At 63.1% G+C, this 20,846-nt stretch carries 20 protein-coding genes and 1 pseudogene; 10 read left to right on the top strand and 11 right to left on the bottom strand.

What is annotated here, in order from left to right; genetic code table 11:
* Nucleotides 1-70: 70 nt before the first annotated feature.
* Nucleotides 71-250 (top strand): annotated as a pseudogene (locus K3555_RS24790) (GNAT family N-acetyltransferase); the annotation flags it as partial.
* A 194-nt stretch (nt 251-444) separates the two neighbouring features.
* Here K3555_RS24790 and K3555_RS06315 read toward each other — a convergent pair.
* From K3555_RS06315 to K3555_RS06305, 3 genes are all read right to left on the bottom strand, one after another.
* Entirely contained in the window at nt 445-2,367 is a 1,923-nt protein-coding gene (locus K3555_RS06315) for a DUF1217 domain-containing protein (RefSeq protein WP_260007805.1), read from the bottom strand.
* An 84-nt stretch (nt 2,368-2,451) separates the two neighbouring features.
* Complete coding sequence (locus K3555_RS06310; RefSeq protein ID WP_260007804.1) at nt 2,452-3,258, bottom strand: VCBS repeat-containing protein; 807 nt, start codon at nt 3,256-3,258, stop codon at nt 2,452-2,454.
* Nucleotides 3,258-3,581: a 2Fe-2S iron-sulfur cluster-binding protein gene (locus K3555_RS06305; RefSeq protein WP_259991138.1), complete on the bottom strand. Its 324-nt coding sequence runs from the start codon at nt 3,579-3,581 to the stop codon at nt 3,258-3,260. The genes K3555_RS06310 and K3555_RS06305 overlap by 1 nt, the downstream gene beginning before the upstream one ends.
* Nucleotides 3,582-3,746: 165 nt before the next feature.
* On the opposite strand from K3555_RS06305, the gene K3555_RS06300 reads away from it, so the two are divergent.
* From K3555_RS06300 to K3555_RS06285, 4 genes are all read left to right on the top strand, one after another.
* Nucleotides 3,747-4,211 (top strand): OB-fold nucleic acid binding domain-containing protein, encoded by a 465-nt coding sequence (locus K3555_RS06300; RefSeq protein WP_260007803.1) that lies wholly within the window; start codon nt 3,747-3,749, stop codon nt 4,209-4,211.
* Between the two features lie 73 nt (nt 4,212-4,284).
* The gene (locus K3555_RS06295) at nt 4,285-4,806 is read left to right on the top strand and encodes a peptidoglycan-binding protein (RefSeq protein ID WP_260007802.1); all 522 of its coding nucleotides are present in this window, start codon (nt 4,285-4,287) and stop codon (nt 4,804-4,806) included.
* An 88-nt stretch (nt 4,807-4,894) separates the two neighbouring features.
* On the top strand, nt 4,895-5,563 hold the full coding sequence (locus K3555_RS06290) for a Crp/Fnr family transcriptional regulator (RefSeq protein WP_129370322.1): 669 nt from the start codon (nt 4,895-4,897) through the stop codon (nt 5,561-5,563).
* Nucleotides 5,564-5,907: 344 nt separating this feature from the next.
* Complete coding sequence (locus tag K3555_RS06285) at nt 5,908-6,420, top strand: trans-aconitate 2-methyltransferase (protein ID WP_260007800.1); 513 nt, start codon at nt 5,908-5,910, stop codon at nt 6,418-6,420.
* 76 nt (nt 6,421-6,496) lie between these two features.
* Here the strand turns inward: K3555_RS06285 and K3555_RS06280 are convergent, their stop codons facing one another.
* The 7 genes from K3555_RS06280 to rpiA all read right to left on the bottom strand — a co-directional run bounded on the left by K3555_RS06280 (nt 6,497) and on the right by rpiA (nt 13,572).
* A complete protein-coding gene (locus tag K3555_RS06280) occupies nt 6,497-7,939 on the bottom strand; it encodes a Do family serine endopeptidase (protein ID WP_260008501.1) in 1,443 nt (480 codons plus the stop codon).
* Nucleotides 7,940-8,295: 356 nt separating this feature from the next.
* Entirely contained in the window at nt 8,296-8,874 is a 579-nt protein-coding gene (locus K3555_RS06275; RefSeq protein ID WP_260007799.1) for a hypothetical protein, read from the bottom strand.
* 38 nt (nt 8,875-8,912) lie between these two features.
* Nucleotides 8,913-9,125, bottom strand: a complete 213-nt coding sequence (locus tag K3555_RS06270; protein ID WP_260007797.1) for a DUF2065 domain-containing protein — start codon at nt 9,123-9,125, stop codon at nt 8,913-8,915.
* Nucleotides 9,125-10,009 (bottom strand): protease modulator HflC, encoded by an 885-nt coding sequence (hflC, locus tag K3555_RS06265; RefSeq protein WP_259991127.1) that lies wholly within the window; start codon nt 10,007-10,009, stop codon nt 9,125-9,127. The genes K3555_RS06270 and hflC overlap by 1 nt, the downstream gene beginning before the upstream one ends.
* The gene (hflK, locus tag K3555_RS06260; RefSeq protein WP_259991125.1) at nt 10,009-11,163 is read right to left on the bottom strand and encodes an FtsH protease activity modulator HflK; all 1,155 of its coding nucleotides are present in this window, start codon (nt 11,161-11,163) and stop codon (nt 10,009-10,011) included. The genes hflC and hflK overlap by 1 nt, the downstream gene beginning before the upstream one ends.
* 80 nt (nt 11,164-11,243) lie before the next feature.
* Complete coding sequence (gene gor, locus K3555_RS06255) at nt 11,244-12,599, bottom strand: glutathione-disulfide reductase (protein WP_260007795.1); 1,356 nt, start codon at nt 12,597-12,599, stop codon at nt 11,244-11,246.
* 184 nt (nt 12,600-12,783) lie between these two features.
* A complete protein-coding gene (gene rpiA, locus K3555_RS06250) occupies nt 12,784-13,572 on the bottom strand; it encodes a ribose-5-phosphate isomerase RpiA (RefSeq protein ID WP_027259609.1) in 789 nt (262 codons plus the stop codon).
* Nucleotides 13,573-13,715: 143 nt separating this feature from the next.
* On the opposite strand from rpiA, the gene K3555_RS06245 reads away from it, so the two are divergent.
* From K3555_RS06245 to K3555_RS06230, 4 genes are all read left to right on the top strand, one after another.
* The gene (locus K3555_RS06245) at nt 13,716-14,492 is read left to right on the top strand and encodes a methyltransferase domain-containing protein (RefSeq protein ID WP_259998012.1); all 777 of its coding nucleotides are present in this window, start codon (nt 13,716-13,718) and stop codon (nt 14,490-14,492) included.
* 132 nt (nt 14,493-14,624) lie between these two features.
* Nucleotides 14,625-15,332, top strand: a complete 708-nt coding sequence (locus K3555_RS06240; RefSeq protein ID WP_260007794.1) for a glutathione S-transferase family protein — start codon at nt 14,625-14,627, stop codon at nt 15,330-15,332.
* Nucleotides 15,332-16,705 carry an L-serine ammonia-lyase gene (locus K3555_RS06235; RefSeq protein WP_260007793.1) on the top strand — a complete coding sequence of 458 codons (1,374 nt, stop codon included), beginning with the start codon at nt 15,332-15,334 and terminating at the stop codon, nt 16,703-16,705. The genes K3555_RS06240 and K3555_RS06235 overlap by 1 nt, the downstream gene beginning before the upstream one ends.
* Nucleotides 16,706-16,933: 228 nt before the next feature.
* Nucleotides 16,934-17,848, top strand: coding sequence for a DMT family transporter (locus K3555_RS06230; RefSeq protein ID WP_260007792.1), 915 nt, complete (start codon nt 16,934-16,936; stop codon nt 17,846-17,848).
* Here the strand turns inward: K3555_RS06230 and K3555_RS06225 are convergent.
* Nucleotides 17,835-18,497: a thiamine diphosphokinase gene (locus K3555_RS06225; RefSeq protein WP_260007791.1), complete on the bottom strand. Its 663-nt coding sequence runs from the start codon at nt 18,495-18,497 to the stop codon at nt 17,835-17,837. The two genes, K3555_RS06230 and K3555_RS06225, sit on opposite strands and share 14 nt — an antisense overlap.
* A gap of 140 nt (nt 18,498-18,637) precedes the next feature.
* Between K3555_RS06225 and K3555_RS06220 the strand changes: the two genes are divergently transcribed.
* A complete protein-coding gene (locus K3555_RS06220; RefSeq protein ID WP_260007790.1) occupies nt 18,638-20,761 on the top strand; it encodes a chemotaxis protein CheA in 2,124 nt (707 codons plus the stop codon).
* Nucleotides 20,762-20,846 lie beyond the last annotated feature (85 nt).

Here is a 20,846-nt window from a genome sequence, read left to right as displayed (position 1 = left end):
GGCGCAGCTTTGCCTATATCAACGGGCGCATTGATCCGCTGTCTTCCATGCACCGGCTGACGGGGGATCAATGAAGGATCGCTATCTGGCCGGCAGCCTGCCTGCGGCTTGCATATTCCTGACATCACAGACGGACTGCCTGTATCTGGGCAAACTGGCAGTCGATCCGGCCCAACGCGGATCGGCCCAGGCAAGGCAGAGGGTGGACCTGGCGGCAGAGCGAGCCAGGGATCTTGGCCTGCCGGCGCTTGAGTTGCAGACGAGGGTCGAACTTGTGGAAAACCACCGCAGGTTCGACCGGCTGGGATTTATCAAGACCGCAGAAGGCGCTTATCCCGGCTGCAGCAGGGTGACCGGTATCACCATGCGCGTGACGCTATGGCGCCAGCTTTCTGAGCCGGTCGAAACAATTGCCGCTCCACAGGCCAAAGCGCACCCGGCGGGTCAGAACAGCGACAAAATCGGATCGCTGACGCCAGTGTTAAAAGGTGCGTTGAGATCTGCCAGCATCAGGAACCTGTTGCGGAATTCATCCAGTTTTCCGGCTTCGAGAAAATCTGCAGGATGGGTGGTCCCAAATGCAGCAAACGAGCGCTCCTTCATTTCCTCCACCTGCCTGTCCACATCCAGCTGGCCGAAACCTGACGGCAGCGCCAATGTGGTTTCAAAAACCGATTTCAGCGGCGGGGAACCGAGAATACCGTACCAATGGGCATCTTCGCTGCCGCCTGCATCAGCAACGGTTTGCAGCTCGCGCTCAAAGGCCAGCGCCAAGCGCATGTTCTGATCGCTCTCACCGATCTCAATTTCAAACTGGCGGGTGGTGTAAAGCTCGGAAAGTTGCTCGGCAAAGCCTTCGGGATACTCCCGGCCGGTTTCTCCCCCATTGAAGGAAAAAGCATGAGCCATGGCCTTCAGGCCGGTGTCGTAATGCAAGTTTGCATATGACGTGCTGGACGACAGGTCAGATTCAAAGGCGCGGATCACGGTGTCAAAATCCAGGCTCCGCTTGCTCTGGCCAAAGATATCCAGCGTCGCATTAAACAAGCTTATATCAAAGACCAGCTGCCTTGGATCGGAGAAGGTGCCCAGCTTGTCTGTGATGTCATCAGAAAACACCTGCATCTTGCTGACATGATCCGGCCAGCCGTTCTGGAACGCATCAGCAAAGTCATAGTAAGCAGCATTTTCCGGCTGGTTCACATAGGAGTTCGGGTCTGACAGATCGGATTCCAGAATCTGGCGCAGCTCGGCTTCGTCCCTGCCAAAAAGCCCGAATGTGTCCAGCGCGCTTTCCAGCAGCGGCGGATTGGACAGAAGCTGGTCTGGGTCGGTGAACTCATTGATATCGGGCCAGCCGAATCCAAATGCTTCGGACGCGGCAAGATATCTTTTATCTTCCAGCTGATTCACAAAGGAGTCAGGGTCGGTGGTATCCGATTCCAGAACGCGCCGCAGAAAAACGGGATTGGAACTTTCCAGGCCAAAGGCCTCGATGACGGCTTGCAGAAGATGCTTATCCTCCAGCAGATCATCCGCGCTTTGCAGGCCTTCGGTGTGCTCGTTGAATTCCCCAACCAACGCCTGAATGCTGTTTTCATACACCGGCGGCTTGTTGAAACTGAATTGCTGGGCAAACTCGGTATATTTGGGATTGCTCAGTTTATTAACAAAGGAATTCGGGTCTTCCAAGTCGGATTCCAGAATTTTCTGCAGAAAGAACTGATTATTTTCAAACCCTTCCATCCCGACATTGCCGAGCGCCTTGCGCAGCAGGGTGCCGTTTGCCAGCAAATCATCTGGCGAGGCGACACTGGCAAATTCAGCGCCCGCCTTGGCGGTGGGAAGCGTTGGACCATCCGGACTGTTGAAGCCAAAGGTTTCCGCCAGCGCCTGATACCGGACGTCGTTGAGCCGGTTCACAAAAGACCCCGAGTCGCTGACATCGGACTCAAGCACCTTTTTGATGAACGCTCTGTTGCCGATATCCTCGTCCAGGCCAAAGGCACCGAGCGTGACGGTCAGCAGGTTGTAGTCATCCAGCAACTGGTCCGACGTCTGAATGCCGGTGATTTTTTCATTGAAGTCCTGCAGCGCCCGGTCGATGACCGGCGACTTCTCATAAATTTCCTGCTGCTGGTCGCGGGTCCGCTGCAGGAAGGTCCACCCGCTGATACCGGTGCCCAACACATAGGGTGTAAAGCTCACGCGCCTGTCTCCTGTAAAACCGGCCCAGACAGGTAGCCGCCTGGCGCCGCTCGTCAGGGGCAAGGTAACCAAAGGTGATGAATAAATATGAAACACCGCACAAAGACCGGGTTGGACGCGGCGCAACAGGCCTGTCTTTCCGGGCGGCAGCGGCGGCAAGCACTCCCGCCTGTTCCAGCCCATCCTTGCGGATGCCCTTCCCAGTTGGGCGCGGCGCCGCGCAGTGCGCGTCGCAGGCAGCGCTTAGCGGCAGGCCATTGCGGCCTGCAGTCCCGTGCCCTGCCGGAACCCGCCGATGTCCCGGCTGGTGATTCTGCCGTTCTGCAGACGGGATGCAATGATCCTGCGCCAATCGCCGCTGGCGGTCACCAGTTCCGGTCCTTGCCCGCAATCGCGAATGCCGGAGGTGATGAAGTCATGGCCGATCTGGTGATTGGTCAGCCCGGGCGTGCTGGCGGCTTCAGTCAGCGCACCGTTCCTGAACCGCCAGATACGCAGAGTTTTGGCCAGATGCGGCCGGTCGATATAGGCAATTTCCACATGCCCGTCGCCATCCAGATCCGCCGCGCCAATGGGTGCCAGCCAGCGGTTGCGGGTGCCGATATGCGGGGTGGCGGCAATCTTTTCGCCGCGGGCATCATAGATGGCCAGCTGGGCGCCCTCTGCCACATCGGTCTCGACCACCAGCACCTCGGGGCGGCCATCGCCATCGATATCCGCCAGCCGCGGTGCGATGTCCTCGAACACATGGTCCAGCGGCAGGCGGATCAGGATTTCGGACTTCTGGTAGACCGCCTTGGCGGACAACCCGCCGGAGCCGGTGTTTTCCACCTTCAGTACCAGCGCGCCGTATTCCGCATCATCGCCCAGCACTGCATGGCCATAGCGTGTGGTGGGCTCGCCGTAATGCGCCGAGACCACCCTGCCCTCAGCCGCCAGAACAGACGGGCCGGCCAAGGCCAGCCCCAAACACATCGCCCGCCAAACGCGGTGGACGAAACGGGGCCGGGCGCGCAACGGAAAACGCCGCGCCGCTGCCCCTGCGCTCATCAGATCTGCTTTTCGGGCATATGCACCACCAGCCCGTCCATCGCATCGCTCACCTTGATCTGGCAGGTCAAGCGCGAGCGGGCCGGATCGGGCTCATAGGCGAAATCCAGCATATCCTCTTCCATGTCGTCCTTGGCGGGCAGCTTCTCAACCCAGTCCGGCGCAATGTACACGTGACAGGTCGAGCAGGCGCAGGCGCCGCCGCAATCGGCCTCGATACCCGGAATATTGTTGTCGCGCGCGCCTTCCATCACGGTCAGCCCGTTGGCGACGTCCACCACATGGCTGGTGCCGTTGTGCTCGATGTAAGTGATCTTTGCCATTGTCAGCTCTCTTCCCTTTTCCGGTACTTGCGCGACTGTGTAGCCAAGCCCCTGCGCCGGTGCCACCCCCAATTGCGACCCCGCCCTGCCGCAGCTGGACTTTTCGCGTCAATGTTCTATGTTTGTTCACATCGGATATTTTTCAACCGCAAGGCCGTTTTCCTCATGCCAGCCCCCGCCTCACCCCCCGCATCAACCCCTGCCTCAGTTCTCCCCCCTGCCGCAGCCTGCGCAGCAGGCGGGCACGGATCCCAGCCCTGGCCGCACCCGCCGCACTGCCTGCCTGCGGCCCGGCTGCAGGAACCGCCCCAGAACGCCTGCATCACCGTCGCCGGGCTAGTGATCCTGCGCCAGCGCCCCGGCACCGCTAAGGGCGTGATCTTTGTCACGCTTGAGGACGAGACCGGCATCGTCAACGTGATTATCTGGCGCAAGATCTACGAGGCTTTCCGCCGCGCGGTGATCTCAGGCCGGCTCTTGCGCGTCACCGGGCGGCTGCAGCGGGCGCATTCCGTCACCCATGTGATTGCCGAAACGGTTGAGGACATTTCGCCGATGCTTGACCTGTTGCTGGCGGAACAAAGCCGCCGGGATGATCCCGCCTTTGCGCAAGGGCCGGAACTGGGCTAACCTGCCGTCAAAGCACCGGCGCCCGGAACTGACAGGGGCGCCGGCAGAGGCACAGTGACAAAGGCATCCGGGCATGACGCCGAGCATAATCGAAACCAGCCGCCGGTTCTGGCCCGGGCTGCTGCTGGCGCTGCTGGCGGCCTGCGTCCAGCCGCCGCCCGGCGGCGATGTCTCCCGCGCCGGCCGCTATGCCCCGCCCGGCGCGCCGCCCGATACCTGCTGGAGCACGCACACCTCGCCCGCCGTCGTTGAGACCATCACCAGCCAGGTGCTGACTCAACCCGCGCAAACCAACAGCAGCGGCCAGGTCATCCGCCCCGCCATCTTCCGCACCGAGACCCGCCAGCAGATCGTGCAGCCGCGGCAGAAGCGCTGGATAGAAATCCCCTGCCCCGCCATGATGACGCCCGGCTTTATCCGGTCAATCCAGCGCGCTCTGGCCGTCCGCGGGGTCTACCGCGGGCCCGTTCACGGACAGATGGACGCCGCCACCCGCAAGGCTGTGCGACGCTATCAAGCACCACTGGGACTGGACAGCGGCACCCTGACACTCACCTCCGCCCGCAAGCTGGGACTGGTCGCCGTGGCGGGCTGAACCAACCGGTTCAGTTCCCCGGTTCCCCGGTGTCCACGCCTCTGCTAAGGTCCGCCGGACTGGGCACCTGACGCAAAGAGATTTGGCCATGCTGACAACCCGCCTGCCCGATACCGGCTTTCTCTCGGCCGCCTCCGGCCCGCTTAGGCGGATGCTCGAAAGCCAGGCGGCTGAAGTGCGCCTGCGCCAGGGCGAAGTACTATTTGAACAGGGAGATCAAGGCGATGCGCTTTATGCAATTGCCGAGGGCGCGCTGGAATTTTCGGTGCTGTCTGCTTCGGGCCGCAAGCTGTCGCTGGACATGATGCGCCCCGGCGCGGTGTTCGGCGAGATCACCCTGTTCGACCCGGGTGAGCGCACCGCCACCGCCATCGCCGCCGAGCCAAGCCGGGTGCTGCGCCTGCGCAGCGGCGACGTGCTGGATCAGATCCGCCAGTATCCGGATCTGGCCGCCGACCTGCTGCGGCTGGCCGGGCAGCGGATGCGCTGGATGAACACCCAACTGAACGAGCAGGTGTTCCTGCCGATGCCGGTGCGGCTGGCGCGCAAACTGCTGTATCTGGCACCTGAAAACAGCGACGGCCGCGTCGCCCTGTCGCAAGCCGAACTGGCGGAATTTGTCGGTGCCACCCGCGAAGCGGTTTCAAAAACCCTGGCCGCCTGGAAGCGCACCGGCCTGGTCAGTATCAGCCGCGGCGGCGTGCAGATCCTTGACCGCACAGAACTGGCGGTGCTGGCCGAGCCGGACTCGATCTGACAGCACCAGCGGCAGCAATTTTCCGGAAAAACCGCGGGAAAAACCCTGCTCTGTAATCCCGGTTACAGAACGCTTGTCTGCATCCGGCAATAACCGGATACAGACAGCCATTATCCGTTCCATCCCAATGGCTGCCTGTCCCAAAAGAGCCATGCGCCCGCCAGCGCATGGCTCTTCCCCACTCCGCACTCTCGTTGGCAGCCGCGGCCCGTCAGCGACGGGGCGTAAAAGTTTTCCAAAAACTTTTGCCAAGACTTTTCAGAAAAGTCTTGCGCCGGGCCCGCCTTCCGCTCACGGAATATTTCACTTAGCCATTCCGCAACCGGGCCGCTACGGTGCCGCGCATGGCTTACAATTATGACAAACTCTACCGCGAAACCCCGGACGCCCTCGGCACTCCCTCTCCGGAAATCACTGCCTTTTTCACAGGGCTTAAGGCGCAAGGCCTGCATGTTCTGGATGCCGGCTGCGGCCAGGGGCGGGACGCGCTGTTCATTGCCCGCCTGGGCCACCGGGTCACAGGCGTCGACCTGTCGCCGCATGGCATCCGGGATATGCTGGATGCTGCGGCAAAGGAAGGCCTGGACATTACCGGCGCTGCCGCCGACCTCACAACTTGGGAGCCGGACAAGGACTACGACGTCCTGCTGTTCGACCGGACCCTGCACATGCTGGCCGCGCCGGACCGGCGGGCGGTCCTGACCCGCTGCCTGCCGCATCTGCGGCCGGGCGGCTGGGTGCTGATATCCGACGAAAAACCCAACCTTGAAGATTTCCGCCGGATCTTTGCTGCCGACCCAAAGGGATGGCACACCGAACAGGACAGCCACGGCCTGTTGCTCATGAAACGGGCATAACTCCTTGCCGCAATGATCAAAGGCCGGGCAGAGAGCCCGGCCTTTGACGACTTGGACAAGACCTGTCTTCAGGCGGTTACTTCGCCAGGTTCAGCGCCACAAAACGCGGCTCGCCGCCGCGGCGCACCAGCAGAAGCAGCGACTTGCGGCCCGCCTCCTTGGCTTCAGCAACGCGGCTTTCCAGCTCGCTGATCGAGGTGACCTTCTGCTGGCCTGCCTCGGTGATCACATCGCCGGCGCGCAGGCCCTTTTCCCAGGCCTCCGATGTCTCATCCACGGACAGAATGGCCAGTCCTTCGACATCTTCGCCCACATTCAGCTCACCGCGCATCTGGTCCGTAAGAACTCCGACCGACAGGCCCAGCAGTTCCTTTTCGGTCTGCCCGGGTTCACCGTCACCGTTCTGCTGACCGGTGGGGCTGCGCTCGGCATCTTCGCGGCGGCCCAGAGTCACCCGCAACGTTTCTGTCTTGCCCTCGCGGTACACCACCAGCCGCACGGTCTTGCCGACCTCGGCATTGCCGACCTGGCGCACCAACCCGCGGGTGTCCTTCACATCGCCGCCGTCAAAGCTGACAATCACGTCGCCGGCCAGCACACCGGCCGCTTTGGCAGGGCCTTCGGGCACGTCCGTCACCAGCGCGCCGCGGGCCTTGTCCAGGCCGATCGCCTCAGCCAGATCCGCATCCACATCCTGGATCTTCACACCCAGCCAGCCGCGGCGGGTCTCGCCGAATTTCTTCAGCTGGTCGACCACTTTGACCACCACATTCGACGCCATCGAAAAGCCAATGCCGATGGAGCCGCCATTGGGCGACAGGATCGCAGTGTTCACGCCGACAACATCGCCATCCATGTTGAACAGCGGCCCGCCCGAATTGCCCCGGTTGATCGCCGCATCGGTCTGGATGTAATCGTCATAAGACCCCGACAGCTCGCGGTTGCGCGCTGACACGATGCCGGCGGAGACTGAGAACCCCTGCCCCAGCGGATTGCCCATGGCGACCACCCAGTCACCGACACGGGCGGTGTCGCTGTCGCCGAATTTGACGAATTTCAGCGGTGCGGGCGCCTGCACCTTGAGCAGCGCGATATCTGTGTTGGGATCGGTGCCGATCACCTTGGCCGGCAGCAGCTCCTTAGGCTGGCCGTCGCCGGGAAAAAACTCGATCTCGATCTCATCCGCACCTTCAATCACATGGTTGTTGGTGACGATGTAACCGTCCTCGGAAATCACAAACCCAGACCCCAGCGCCGAGGACCGGCGCGGACGATTGCCATTGCCATTGCCGTTGCGGTCCTGGAATTCACGGAAAAAATCTTCAAACGGCGAGCCTTCGGGGACAATGCCCTGCGGGCCGGTGCGGCCCTCGACCACGGTTGTGGTGGTGATGTTGACCACTGCCGGGCTGACCTGATCGGCCAGCGGCGCCAGGCTTTCGGGGCGCGCCATCGCGGATACCGCCTGCATCAGCAGGACCGCCATGGCCAGCACCGCAAGCCAGATCATGCGCATCATCGCGCTGCTGCCGCCTGCCCGGCCGGAAATTGCAATTGCCTGTGGCTGCACGGATCTACTCCTTGTCACTTCTAATTCTTCTTGTCCGCCACGGACCGGCATAAACACCAGGATAGCCGGGCAGAGTCTTATGGCTCCAATGTAGGAACTTCCGCCCGCCCCGCAACAAATGTTGCAAGGAATAAAGCCGCTGTGACCGGGTTTTCAGCCCGCAACGGCACGCGCGCGTCCTGCTGCAGGTTATTCTAGCAGGGAAAATTTACGTTTTCGCTGAAAATCCGAGGGGAAAACTGCGGCTCAGACGCCAAACCGGAACGCCAGCTAGGCTTTCTATGGGCCGGGAGACCCACGGCAAGCTAACCTGACTGAAGGCCCCAGGCTAATAGGAAAGCTGCAGCGCAGACCGGCACGAACCAATTCATCCAGACGTATGACTTATAGACATGCGCGTCATAGCTGCTGTTCCTTTTGCCTTGTGCGACGGTGTAAGCGGCATCCGCGTCCCAGTGCATGACCCTCAACCCGAAATGGCGCATCACGATTTGCCGCCCCGCACTCCCCAACTTGTGGTAGTAGACTTCAGCGCAACCAATCGTCTTGACAATGTATCGAAACAAAAATCCCAACCCCACCAAAGCTACGGCAAGGCTCAGAAATTGAAACGTATCCAAATCTTTAGCTTGAAGCCCGAATGACAAAACTGAACCTGATACAAGCAGATTAGTACCAGTCACCGCAAGCCGCTGAGCAACAAAGCGCCCGTCCATTGCTTCTGCATGCCGGGCCAATTCCATGGCAGCTCGCATTGCTTCATCAGAATAAGCTCGATGCGGACTATCGCCAGTCATTCCCTGCCTGTCCTTAGGGACCTGAACACGTTTCCGGCCAAAATTCGGGTGCGGGACATCTGGTCCAGTATCATCATAGGTCGCCATTCCGCTCCTCCCATGTTGCGGGAGAACGATACCCTATTTCAGCTAAAAATTGAACCAATTCCCCTAAACCGGAACGCCAGCCAAACCAGGATCAGACCCAGCGCCAGTGCCGCCAGCCCGGCATTGCGGCGCTGCTCCTCGCTCAAGGCCCGCAGCATCTCCAGCAAACGCTCCACAAGCGAAGGGGCCAGTGCGTACACCAGCCCCTCTGCAATCAGTACCAGCCCAAGGGCCAGGAGGATGAACCCCATTACTGCCCTGCCGGCCGCTTGCCGTCCGAGGATTTCAGGTAGTTGAAAAACTCGTTGTCCGGCGACAGCACCATGGTCGAATTCCCCGCCAGCAGCGAATTCGCATAGGCGTTCAGGCTGCGGTAGAATTCAAAGAACTCCGGGTCCGCACCATAAGCCTGGGCAAAAATCGCGTTGCGTTCGGCATCCGATTCACCACGGATGATCTCCGCCTCGCGCTGCGCTTCCGACACCAGCTCAACCACGGTGCGGTCGGCCTGGGCCCGGATCCGCTGTGCGGCTTCGTTACCGCGGGCGCGTTCGTCGGTGGCTTCGCGCACACGCTCGGCCCGCATCCGCTCAAACGTCGCATCCAGGTTTTCCGACGGCAGGTCGGTGCGCTTCAGACGCACGTCGATGATGGCAATGCCCAAAGCGCGCGCATCGGCAATGGCGCCATTGCGGATCCGCAGCATCAGCGCGGCACGGTCCGACGACAGGATGTCGTTGGAGCTGACCGAGCCGAGGATCTCGCGGGTTTGCGCCCGCAGGATCGAATCCAGCCGGTTTTCCGCAGTGGCGATACCGCCGGCACCAACTGCCTGACGGAACCGGTTCACGTCCACAATCCGGTAGCGCGCAAAGGCGTCAACCACCAGACGGCGGTCGTCCGACGGGGTGATTTCCAGAGGGTCAATGTCGCGGCTCAGGATGCGGTCGTCATAGCGCACCACCTCCTGGATCACCGGGATCTTGAACGCCAGGCCCGGATCTTCCTTGACCGAGACCACCCGGCCGAACTGCAGCACCAGCGCTTTTTCGCGCTCGTCCACAATGAACACCGACGACAGCGCGGCAATTGCAGCGATCACCAGCACCGGCAGCAAAAGAGTTGTCTTACGCATCAGTTGCTTCCTCCGCGGCGCAGTTCATTCAGCGGCAGGTAAGGCACGACGCCCTGTCCTTCGCCGGATTGCTCATCGAGGATGATCTTGTCGACCCGGCTCAGCACCTTTTCCATGGTTTCAATGTACAGCCGCTTGCGTGTCACCTCAGGCGCCTTCTGGTATTCGGTCAGAACCGCACTGAAACGGCTCGCCTCACCCTGGGCTTCGTTGACAACGCGCGCACGGTAGCCTTCGGCCCGTTCCAGCAGCTCAGCCGCCTGACCTCGGGCCTCAGCCAGCGCATTGTTGGCATAGGCGTCCGCTTCGTTCTGGCGCCGGTCGCGTTCCTGTTCAGCAGCCTGAACATCGCGGAAGGCGGCAATCACGGACGCAGGCGGATCCGCCTTGTCAAAGTTGACGCGGATGATGTTGATGCCGCTGTCGTAATCGTCCAGCGTGAACTGGATCAGCTCCTGCAGCCGCGACGCGATCGAGCCACGGTCACGGTTCAGGATCGGCGCCAGTTCGGACTGGGCGATAATCTCGCGCATCGCCGATTCCGATACAGCGCGAATGGTGGTGCGGGCATCGCGCAGGTTGAACAGGAACTTCGCCGGATCGTTGATGTTCCAGACCACCTGGAAATCAATATCGACGATGTTCTCGTCCCCGGTCAGCATCAGCCCCGCTTCCGAGCTGCGGCCGCCGCCAACACCGATGTCTTCGGTCTGTTCACGGGTGACCGGCAGGATCTCCTTGGTCACCAGCGGCCAGGGCGCAAAATTCAGGCCCGGCTGTCCGGTCGAGGAGTATTCCCCCAGAAACAGCTCAACCGACTGTTCTTCCGGCTTTACGGTATAGAAGCTGGCAAAGCCCCACAGCACGGCTGCAGCAACAACGGCCAGCCCCAGCGTGCCCTTGGTGAACAGCGGTCCGCCGCCGCCGGAACCGCCGCCGCGGCCGCCCCGTCCGCCGGACCCGCCGCGCCCGCCCATCAGGACGCGCAGCTGCTCCTGGCCTTTCTTGACCAGCTCGTCAATCTCGGGGATCTGGGGGTCCTCCGGCTTGCGGCCGCCGCCGCCGCCATTGTTGCCGCCGTTATTGCCCCGGTTGCCTCCTCCGCCGCCAGAGGAGCCACCGCCCCCCCATGGGCCACCGCTATTGCCCGCCATTTGTCTCCTATCCATATGCTGCCGCCGATGATTTTTCACACTGGCCGGCATGAGGTCTAAATTATTGCCGGTCTGCCCGATCAGGTCGAGCGTACCGGAGTCTTCAGCGTTACCAACTCTTCCGACATTGTCGGGTGGACCGCAACCGTACGGTCGAAATCTTCCTTGGTTGCGCCCATCTTTACGGCAATTCCGGCCAGCTGGATCATCTCTCCCGCCCCCGGCGCGACAATATGGCAGCCCAGCACCTTGCGCGTGGCCTTGGACACCACCAGTTTCATCAGCACTTTCTGGGCCCGCCCCGCAAAGGCCTGCTGCATCGGCTTGAAGGAGGTCGAGTAAACCTCGATCGCTTCCTGCTTGGCCGCGTCTTCTTCGCTCAGACCCACGGTGCCCATTTCCGGCTGGGTGAAAATCGCCGTCGGGATCAGCTCGTGGTCGGGGCTGGTCGGGTTGCCCTTAAACACGGTCTCGACAAAGGCCATGCCTTCGCGGATCGCCACCGGTGTCAGGTTCACCCGGTCGGTCACATCGCCAACGGCAAAGACCGACGGCACCGCAGTCTGGCTGTAGGCATCCACCACAATGGCGCCGCCCTTGCCGCGCTCGACGCCGATGTCTTCAAGCCCCAGATTGTCCGCATTGGGCGCGCGGCCCGTGGCGTACATCACCTTGTCGAACAGATGGCTGTTGCCATGGGTATCGGTCACCCGGATCTTATCGCCCTCGGCCTGCATTTCGGTGACATTGGTGTTCAACTGCAGGTCGACGCCCGCCTCGGCCATGCCCTCGGCAATCACGCCGCGCGCTTCTTCGTCAAATCCGCGCAGGATCTGCGGTCCGCGGTAGAATTGCGTCGTCTTGACGCCCAGGCCGTTCATGATGCCGGCAAATTCAGACGCGATGTAACCTCCGCCGACAATCAGCAGGCTTTCGGGCAGCTTATCCAGGTGGAAAATCTCGTTCGACGTGATCGCCAGCTCCGCGCCCGGAAATTCCGGCACGGTCGGCCAGCCGCCGGTTGCCACCAGAATATGCTTGGCCGTCTTGCGGGTGCCGTCAGCCAGCTCAACCGTGTGGGCATCGGCCAGCTTGGCACGCTGATCAAAGCTCTCGACACCGTTGTTTTTCAGGATGTTGCGGTAGATGCCTTCCAGCCGGTCCAGTTCCGCATGCAGCTTGCCCTTGAAGGCATCCCAGCTGAAATCACCTGCTTTGATGTCCCACCCATAGGCCTGGGCATCCTCGACCATGCCGGAATACTCCGAGGCAAAAACCATCAGCTTCTTCGGCACACAACCGCGGATCACACAGGTGCCGCCATAGCGGTCTTCCTCGGCCAGCGCCACCTTGACGCCTTCCTGCGCCGCAACACGCGCCGCCCGCACCCCGCCCGAGCCGCCGCCGATGACAAACAGATCGTAATCAAAGCTCATGAAATCCCGCCCTTTGCATTTCTTGATCAGGTGTATCCCATAACGGACCACCAAACGCCATATGCCCAAGTGGGCGTTCCTGCGGCGCATTCAACCTTTTGCATTGAATTTGCACAGGGTTGTGAGGCGAAAGGCCCCACACAGAAAGCGCAGGGCAGCGCCCGGCCTGCCGGCCGGGTGCAATTCAATCCTGCAGATCGGTGAACAGGTTGTCGTTCTCGACAAAGTCCAGCTTGTCCTTCTCAACCGTGCCTTCGTTGATGTCGCGCACCTCGACCCTGCCGTCGCCGAAACCGATCACCACGGTGTCGCAGATGTCGATGAACAGCCCGTTCTCGATCACGCCGGGGATCTGGTTCATCACCAGCGCCAGCTGGCGGGCATTGCCGATGCGCTTCAGATGCAGATCCAGGATGTAATTGCCCTCATCGGTCACAAACGGCGCATCGCCGTTCATCCGCAGCGTCGTGGTGCGGCCCATCACATCCATCGATACCAGGGTTTCCTCAATCAGCGCCTGGCTGCTCTGCCAGCCGAACGGCAGCACCTCAACCGGCAACGGGAAGGCGCCCAGGGTCTCAACCGACTTGCTGGCATCGGCAATCACCACCATCTGGTCCGAGGCGGTGGCCACGATCTTCTCCTGCAGATGCGCGCCGCCGCCGCCCTTGATCAGGTTCAGATCGGCGTCGAACTCATCGGCGCCGTCAATGGTCATATCCAGCCATTTGGCCTCGTCCAGCGACACCACATTGATGCCCACATCCCGCGCCAGCGCGGCAGTGCGGCTGGAGGTCGGCACTGCGGTGATCTTCAGCCCGTCGCGGCTCACCATCTCGCCCAGGCAGCGCACCAGCCAGGCCGCGGTGGAACCGGTGCCAAGGCCGACACGCATGCCATCCTCAACCATTTCAGCGGCCCGTTTGGCAGCCACAAATTTCGCCTTGTCGATGGGCGACAGCTCTCCGGTCATCAGGTGACTCCATGAATACGCATTTGCCGCGGTTATAGGCGGTTTGCCGCCTCTGTGCGAGGGGGCTTGCAGCGGATTCCGGCGCCGCGGCTGGAAATGCGCCGCAGCCGGGCTATTGATTTTCAACTTGGGGGATCAAAACCATGCTGCAATTCGACGAGGAAACCGCCCGTGTGCTGGAAGACGCCTATCAGGGCGCCGATGTGTCGCAGCGGCGGCGGGCCAGTTTCGACGCGCTGACGCCCGAACCGGGAGACCGCATCCTGGATCTGGGCTGCGGCAACGGGCTGCTGACGCTGGAACTGGCCCGCGCTGTCGGCCCGGCCGGCCACGTGACTGGCTTGGACACCAGCCCCGACATGCTGGCCGCCGCCCGCAACCGGCTGGAGGCGCGCGCCAATACCACCCTGGCCGAGGGCGATGCGGCCCGGCTGCCGTTTCAGACGGAAAGCTTTGACAAAGCCGTTTCGCTGCAAGTGTTCGAATACCTGACCGACCGCCGCCTTGCCCTGCGCGCCTTGCATAAGGTGCTGAAGCCCGGCGGGCTGCTGGTGGTTGGCGACATGCATTGGGACACCCTGGCCTGGCACAGCGACAATACCACACGCATGAACCGGATGCTGGAGGCCTGGAGCCGCCACATGGCGGTGCGCGACCTGCCTGCAAAACTGCCCTCCGAACTGCGCAGCTGCGGATTTGAAATGCAGCGGATGCAGCCGCTTGCAGTCTGCGACACCACCCTGCGCCCGGACGGGCTGGCGGCAATGATGATCCAGCTGATCCGCGCCTTTGCGGTGGATATCGGCGCCACCGACCACGATGACGCCGCCGCCTGGGCGCAGGAACAGCAGGAACTGGCCGCCGAGGGCAGATTCTTCATGTCGCTCACCCATTTTGTCTGCACCGCCCGGCGGCAATAGCCGCCTGAATCGCAGGCAGGAAACCGCCATCCGGCGCCCCGGCAGCAAAACCTGCATCACAAAGGCGGGTTTCCTATTGGAAACGCCGGAAACGGACACATATTCCGGGCGTCTGCGTCATAATATTGCGTCATGAAACCCGAATACCGCCTGCACTACGCCCCCGACAATGCTTCACTGGTCATCCGGCTGGTGCTGGAGGAGCTTGGCCTGCCGTTTGACGCCGTTCTCGTTGACCGCAAGGCAAAGGCGCAGCGCAGCGCGGACTATCTGGCGCTCAATCCCGGCGGGCTGATCCCGGTGCTGGAAACGCCCGATGGTGCGCTGTTTGAAACCGCCGCCATCCTGCTGTGGCTGGCCGGACGGCACGGGGCGATGGCCCCGGCGGCAGGCACTGCGGACTACGCACCGTTCCTGAAATGGCTGTTCTTTGCCTCCAACACCCTGCATGCTGATCTGCGGATTCTGTTCTATCCGCAAAAATACATCGGCGATGACCCTGCCCAGCAGGCGCAGCTGCAGTCCGTCATCCGCCAGCGGCTGCATCAGCATCTGACCAGTCTCGACCGCGCCGCCGCCGAGCGCCCCGCCTGGCTCGGCGCGCCGCAGCCTTCGGTGCTGGACTATTACCTGGCCTGCCAACTGCGCTGGATGGGGCTGTATCCTGCCGATGCGGACAGATCCTGGTTCCGCATCGCCGCATACCCCAGCCTGCAGCGGATCTGCGCCGCGCTGGAACACCGCTCCGCCGTTACCGTGGCACGCGAGGCCGAGGGCCTCGGCGCCACCCCGTTCACATCCCCGGCCTACGCCAATCCCCCAGAAGGATCAGCCACCTAATGTTCCTCTCCGTTTTCGACATGTTCAAAGTGGGCATCGGCCCGTCGTCCTCCCACACCATGGGTCCGATGGTCGCCGCCGCGCGCTTCCTCGACATGATGCGCGCCTCGCCGTTTGAATTCCACGGGCTGCGCGCCTCGCTGCACGGCTCGCTCGCCTTCACCGGCGTCGGTCACGCCACCGACCGCGCCACCATCCTCGGCCTCGGCGGCTTTGTCGCCCATGACTATGACGACGCCAAGGCGGAGGCCTTCCTGGCGGAGCTGGACAAGACCCACACCATGCACCCCGAAGGGCTGGGCGCGCTGCATTTCGACCCCAAGGCCGACATGATCTTCGACTATGATCACGCACTGCCGGGCCACGCCAACGGCATGATCCTGATGGCCACCGATGCCCAGGGCGACGTGATCCTGAAACAGGTGTTCTACTCGATCGGCGGCGGCTTTGTCGTGACCGAAGAAGAACTCGCCGCAGGCAAGGCGACCGACGAAGGCGACCCTGTCCCCTTCCCCTTCAAATCCGCCGCCGAAATGCTGGAAATGGCCAAGGCCAGCGGCAAATCCATCGCCGAGATGAAGCGCGCCAACGAGATTGCCCGCGGCTGCGAAGTCAGCCTCGCCAAAGGCACCGCCCGCATCTGGCAGGTGATGAACGACTGCATCAACCGCGGCCTGGAGCGCGACGGCATCCTGCCCGGCGGCCTCAAGGTGCGCCGCCGCGCCAAGGGAATCCATGATACGCTGATGGCCGAACGCGGCATGAACCTCACTGCGCCGCACACCATCAACGACTGGATGAGCGTCTATGCGATGGCGGTGAACGAGGAAAACGCGGCCGGCGGCCAGGTCGTGACCGCCCCCACAAACGGCGCCGCAGGCACCCTGCCCGCGGTGATCCGCTACTACCTCGACCACGTGCCCGGCGCCTCGGAAAGCCACGTCGAGGACTTCCTGCTGACTGCCGCCGCAATTGCCGGCCTGGTCAAGTACAACGCGTCTATCTCCGGCGCCGAGGCCGGCTGCCAGGCAGAGGTCGGCTCCGCTGCCGCGATGTCCGCCGCGGGCCTCTGCGCGGTGATGGGCGGCACCCCCGAACAGGTGGAAAACGCGGCTGAGATCGCGCTGGAGCATCACCTGGGCATGACCTGCGACCCGGTGAAGGGCCTGGTGCAGGTTCCCTGCATCGAGCGCAACGGCCTCGCGGCGATCAAGGCGGTCTCCGCCGCCTCCCTCGCCCTGCGCGGCGACGGCCAGCACTTCGTGCCGCTCGACGCCTGCATCGAGACCATGCGCCAGACCGGCGCCGACATGCACGACAAGTATAAGGAAACCTCGCTTGGCGGCCTCGCCGTGAACGTTCCGAACTGCTGAGGTTCCGGTCTCTTTAGGAAACCCTTCTTGGGACGTGTCGCGAAGCGGCACGGCCCGCGCCTGACCTTCCTCCCGGGAAGGCGCATTCGCGCCCTCCCAAGGTCAGCCCCGGGCCTTTGGGCGCGGGGCTCGGCAACTGGCGCTCTTTCCTTCCAATGAGGCGCAACGTCTCTCTTTTCCCCGCAACTCCAGCTTGCGCCGCCTTCCTTGCGGGCCTAGCGTGGCGCCATGACACAGGACCGGCCCCTCCTCGGCATCGCCCTGATGCTGGGTTTCTGCATGGTGATCCCGCTCGGGGACGCCATTGCCAAACTGCTGACCGACCGGGTGCCGGTTGCCCAGATCGTTTTCATCCGCTTTGCCGCCCAGGCCGCGATCCTGCTGCCGCTGGCTCTGGCGCTGCGGCTGCCGCTCAGCCTGTCGCGCCGGGTGGCGCCGCTCTTGTTCCTGCGTACGCTTCTGCAGATGGGCGGCATCGCCGCCATGTTCACCGCCTTCCGCTATCTGCCCTTGGCCGACGCAGTGGCGATTGCCTTCGTGATGCCCTTCCTGATGCTGCTGCTGGGCAAATACGTCCTGAACGAAGAAGTCGGCCTGCGCCGCCTCGGTGCCTGCATCGTGGGCTTCACCGGCACATTACTGGTCATCCAGCCCAGCTTTGCCGCCGTCGGCTGGAACGCGCTCTGGCCGCTGCTGGTGGCGGTAATCTTTGCCCTGTTCATGCTGATCACCCGCAAGATCGCCAAGGAGACCGACCCGATCGCGGTTCAGGCCGTGGCCGGCGCCATGGGCACGGCGCTGCTGGCCCCGGTGTTCCTGATCGGCGACGCCATCGGCCTGCCCGCCCTCTCCACCGCCCCGCCGCCGCAGGACACCTGGACCCTGCTGGCCGCCGCCGGCGCCCTGGGCACCGTCGCGCATCTGATGATGACCTGGAGCCTGCGGTTTGCCCCCACCTCCACCCTCGCCTCGATGCAATACCTGGAAATCCCGGTGGCCGTGTTCTTCGGCTGGCTGTTCTTCTATGAACTCCCGAACACCCTCGCGGCCTTTGGCATCCTGCTGACCATCAGTGCCGGTCTCTATGCGGTGCTGCGCGAACGCAAGGCCGCCGAGATCGCAGAACGGATCAATCCCGCCTGACCGCCGCCGCCACCGCCGCCAGCAGCCGCCGCGGCACGATCACCAAGAGCCCCGGCCCCTCCGGCACCAGCCGCAGCGGTCCGGTGGCCCGGTTCGACGTGCCAATCCGCCCCATCGGCGACATCTGCAAGCCATCAATGGGCCACTCCAGCCCCTCGGACCGCCCCTGCACCGCCTGCATCGGAAACAGCGAGACAACCTCCCCCGCCGCCGCCGGCAGGTCCACCGCATGGGTCAGGTGAAAAATCACTTCGGTCTCACCAATCAGCACACAAGGGGTCTGATGCCCCTGCACCAGCGTATTGAACGCCGCCAGCTGGTGATCCACCCGCGCACCCAGAAACCCCACCGCCAGCACCACCGGCGCCGCAATCCCCCGCAGCGCCTTGTCAAAATCGGTGCTGTCCTGCTCGGCCACCGGATGCAGGCACTCCGGCGGCAGACGGTCCCGCACATCCTGCGGCAGCGAGTCAAAATCGCCGATCACCGCACTTGGCACACAGCCCGCCGCCAAAACCGCGGCAGCCCCGCCATCGGCCGCCACCAGCACCGGTGCCAGCGCCAGCGCCGCCGCCAGATCGTCAGCCCCAAGCGCACCGCCGCCAACCAGGGTGATTGGTTCCAATTCCTCAACAATCAGACGGTTCATGGGGCGCATTCCTGGCAGTTTTGGAAACAGGTCACATTCTGAACACAAAATGATACGATCAATTGCACGGATTCGAGCAAAATTGGTCCCTTCTGCCAATATGGTGAATGGCAACAAATGTGACGAAGACGAGCGAGCTGATGGTACATAACAACAAAGTCTTGACCGTATCCTATGGAACCTTTTCCTGCACTTTGGAAGGGTTTGAGGATTCCTTCGGCACCATGAAGGCAATTGCCGAGTATTTCCGCGACCTTGCGTCGGACGACAGGTATTTCGGGGCCGAGCCGCCCCAGCCTGACGCCGACATGCTGGCCCGCATCGCCCAACGCGAGATTGCCCGCCAGGTCGAGGCCCGCACCAGCGACGGCGGTATCCACCTGCGCGCCGCCACCCCGGCGCTTGGCACCGCCGCAGTTGAACCCCCTGCTCCGGCACAGGCTGTTCCGTCTAAGGCAGCTCCGGCACAGACTGTCCCCGCACCGGCACCTGCTGCGGAACCGGCTGCAGAACAACCCGCCCCGGCAGAAGAATCTGCAGAAACTGCCGTGACCGAGGCCGCCGCTGAAGTAAGCACAGCAGCAGACACGATTGCTGCCGAAGCCTCCGATTCTGCCGCCGAGGCCGTTGTAGAGGAAGCCCAATCCGAAGCAGCAGAGATTGAGGAAGCCGAAGCCGAAGCCGAAGCCGAAGCCGAAGCCGAAGCCGAAGCCGAAGCCGAAGCCGAAGCCGAAGCCGAAGAAGCCATCGCCACGGTGCTGGAAACCGCAAGCGAAGATGTGCAGGCCACCGAAGACAGCGCCCCCGAAGTCGAACTGCTCGAAGTCAATGAAGCCGCTGCCGCTGAGGTTAACACCCCCAGGGAAGCAAAGGCCGAAGCCGCTCCGCGCGCCGGAAAAGACGCCGGAATGGACACCGGCGAAGACACCGTGCCGGCCGCAGACAGCATCGCCGCCAAACTGCAGCGCATCCGTGCCGTGGTGGCACAGACCCCGGACGAAGACTTCACCGAAGACGAACATGCCGACGACGTGCTGGAAAGCGCCGCCGAGGACATCTCAAACGCGCTGCTGGAGGATGACGTCGACGGCGCACAGGGCTTCGATGATGAAGACAACGATGCAATCGCCAAGGCACTGGACCGCCTGGACCTGAACACCGGGGCCGCCTCTGCAAGCGATGACCCGGCACAAGACAGCGACAGCCTGTTTGCCGGCCTGCAGGATAAAGACAATGCGCCGGCTGCAGCGGACGCCAGCGAAACCACAGACAGCCGCGGCGCCGAAAACCTCCTGGCCGGCAACGCCGAAGACGAAGCCGCCGCTGCCAAACCTGCCCCCGCCCGCCCGGCGCGGGTACGCATCACCAAGGTGAAGCGCGCCGACTTTGACAAGGCGGTCGCGTCCGGCCGGCTGGAAGAAGCCAAAGCCAGCGAAGACCCCGCACCCGGGCAGCCGCCGCTGTCGCAGGAAGACGAAGCCGACCTGATGCGCGAACTGGCTGTGGTGGAGGCCGAGATCCTGGCCGCTTCCGAAGATCAGGACGCCGGGGATTCCCCCGTCCAGTCCCCAGCCCAGCCCACGGACCAGTCCGCAGCAGCCAGCCTGGCGGACAGCGATGTCTCCCGGCTGATGGCCGCCGCCGACGAAAAACTCGAAGACCCTGACACCGCCTCTTCCCGCGAGGCTTACAGCCAGTTGCGCGGCGCTGTCGCCGCCACCAAGGCCGAAGGCTCTGCCGCCGGCACCACAGGCAGCGATGGCGCCAAGCCTTACCGCGAAGACCTGGCCAGCGTGGTCCGCCCGCGCCGCCCGGAGTCCCGCCCGAACGCCTCGGAACGTCCGGCCGGCCCGGCCTCCCGCCCGGCCCCGCTGAAACTGGTGGCTGAACAGCGCATTGACGAAGGCAGCACTCCGCAGCAGCCGGTGCGCCCGCGCCGGGTCTCGGCTGCGGTTCTGGGCGACGAGACCGAAGGCAGCAGCGGTTTTGCCTCCTACGCCGCCGAACGCGGCGCCGCCGAGCTGCATGAGCTGCTGGAAGCGGCCGCCGCCTACATGAGCTTTGTCGAAGGCCGCGACCACTTCTCGCGCCCGCAGCTGATGAACAAGGTGCGCAGCGCCGGCAGCAGCGACTTCAACCGCGAAGACGGGCTGCGTTCTTTCGGCCAGCTGTTGCGCGACGGCAAGATCGAACGCTCCGGCAACGGCCAGTTCACCGCCTCCGGCGACATCGGCTTCAAGCCCGGCAAACGCGCCGCAGGCTGAACGCCCCGGCAAACAGACCAAAAAAGGCGGCCATTGCGGGCCGCCTTTTCAGTTTCCGAACCGGATCCTGCTTCATCTTTGCCGA

This window comes from Leisingera sp. M527 (genome assembly GCF_025141525.1).
GTDB lineage: Bacteria > Pseudomonadota > Alphaproteobacteria > Rhodobacterales > Rhodobacteraceae > Leisingera.
The sequence above is the reverse complement of the archived record's forward strand: the minus strand, read 5'-3'. Positions and strand labels throughout refer to the sequence as shown.

Excerpts from the sequence above, each read along its gene's own strand:
- gor (WP_260007795.1), bottom strand. The coding sequence starts at position 12,599 with ATGAGCTTTGATTACGATCTGTTTGTCATCGGCGGCGGCTCGGGCGGG.
- K3555_RS06285 (WP_260007800.1), top strand. The coding sequence starts at position 5,908 with ATGGCTTACAATTATGACAAACTCTACCGCGAAACCCCGGACGCCCTC.
- K3555_RS06295 (WP_260007802.1), top strand. The coding sequence starts at position 4,285 with ATGACGCCGAGCATAATCGAAACCAGCCGCCGGTTCTGGCCCGGGCTG.
- K3555_RS06270 (WP_260007797.1), bottom strand. The coding sequence starts at position 9,125 with ATGGGGTTCATCCTCCTGGCCCTTGGGCTGGTACTGATTGCAGAGGGG.
- K3555_RS06235 (WP_260007793.1), top strand. The coding sequence starts at position 15,332 with ATGTTCCTCTCCGTTTTCGACATGTTCAAAGTGGGCATCGGCCCGTCG.
- K3555_RS06230 (WP_260007792.1), top strand. The coding sequence starts at position 16,934 with ATGACACAGGACCGGCCCCTCCTCGGCATCGCCCTGATGCTGGGTTTC.
- K3555_RS06220 (WP_260007790.1), top strand. The coding sequence starts at position 18,638 with ATGGTACATAACAACAAAGTCTTGACCGTATCCTATGGAACCTTTTCC.
- K3555_RS06240 (WP_260007794.1), top strand. The coding sequence starts at position 14,625 with ATGAAACCCGAATACCGCCTGCACTACGCCCCCGACAATGCTTCACTG.
- K3555_RS06275 (WP_260007799.1), bottom strand. The coding sequence starts at position 8,874 with ATGGCGACCTATGATGATACTGGACCAGATGTCCCGCACCCGAATTTT.
- rpiA (WP_027259609.1), bottom strand. The coding sequence starts at position 13,572 with ATGACCGGAGAGCTGTCGCCCATCGACAAGGCGAAATTTGTGGCTGCC.
- K3555_RS06300 (WP_260007803.1), top strand. The coding sequence starts at position 3,747 with ATGCCAGCCCCCGCCTCACCCCCCGCATCAACCCCTGCCTCAGTTCTC.
- K3555_RS06305 (WP_259991138.1), bottom strand. The coding sequence starts at position 3,581 with ATGGCAAAGATCACTTACATCGAGCACAACGGCACCAGCCATGTGGTG.
- K3555_RS06310 (WP_260007804.1), bottom strand. The coding sequence starts at position 3,258 with ATGAGCGCAGGGGCAGCGGCGCGGCGTTTTCCGTTGCGCGCCCGGCCC.
- hflC (WP_259991127.1), bottom strand. The coding sequence starts at position 10,009 with ATGCGTAAGACAACTCTTTTGCTGCCGGTGCTGGTGATCGCTGCAATT.
- K3555_RS06290 (WP_129370322.1), top strand. The coding sequence starts at position 4,895 with ATGCTGACAACCCGCCTGCCCGATACCGGCTTTCTCTCGGCCGCCTCC.
- K3555_RS06245 (WP_259998012.1), top strand. The coding sequence starts at position 13,716 with ATGCTGCAATTCGACGAGGAAACCGCCCGTGTGCTGGAAGACGCCTAT.
- hflK (WP_259991125.1), bottom strand. The coding sequence starts at position 11,163 with ATGGCGGGCAATAGCGGTGGCCCATGGGGGGGCGGTGGCTCCTCTGGC.
- K3555_RS06225 (WP_260007791.1), bottom strand. The coding sequence starts at position 18,497 with ATGAACCGTCTGATTGTTGAGGAATTGGAACCAATCACCCTGGTTGGC.
- K3555_RS06280 (WP_260008501.1), bottom strand. The coding sequence starts at position 7,939 with ATGATGCGCATGATCTGGCTTGCGGTGCTGGCCATGGCGGTCCTGCTG.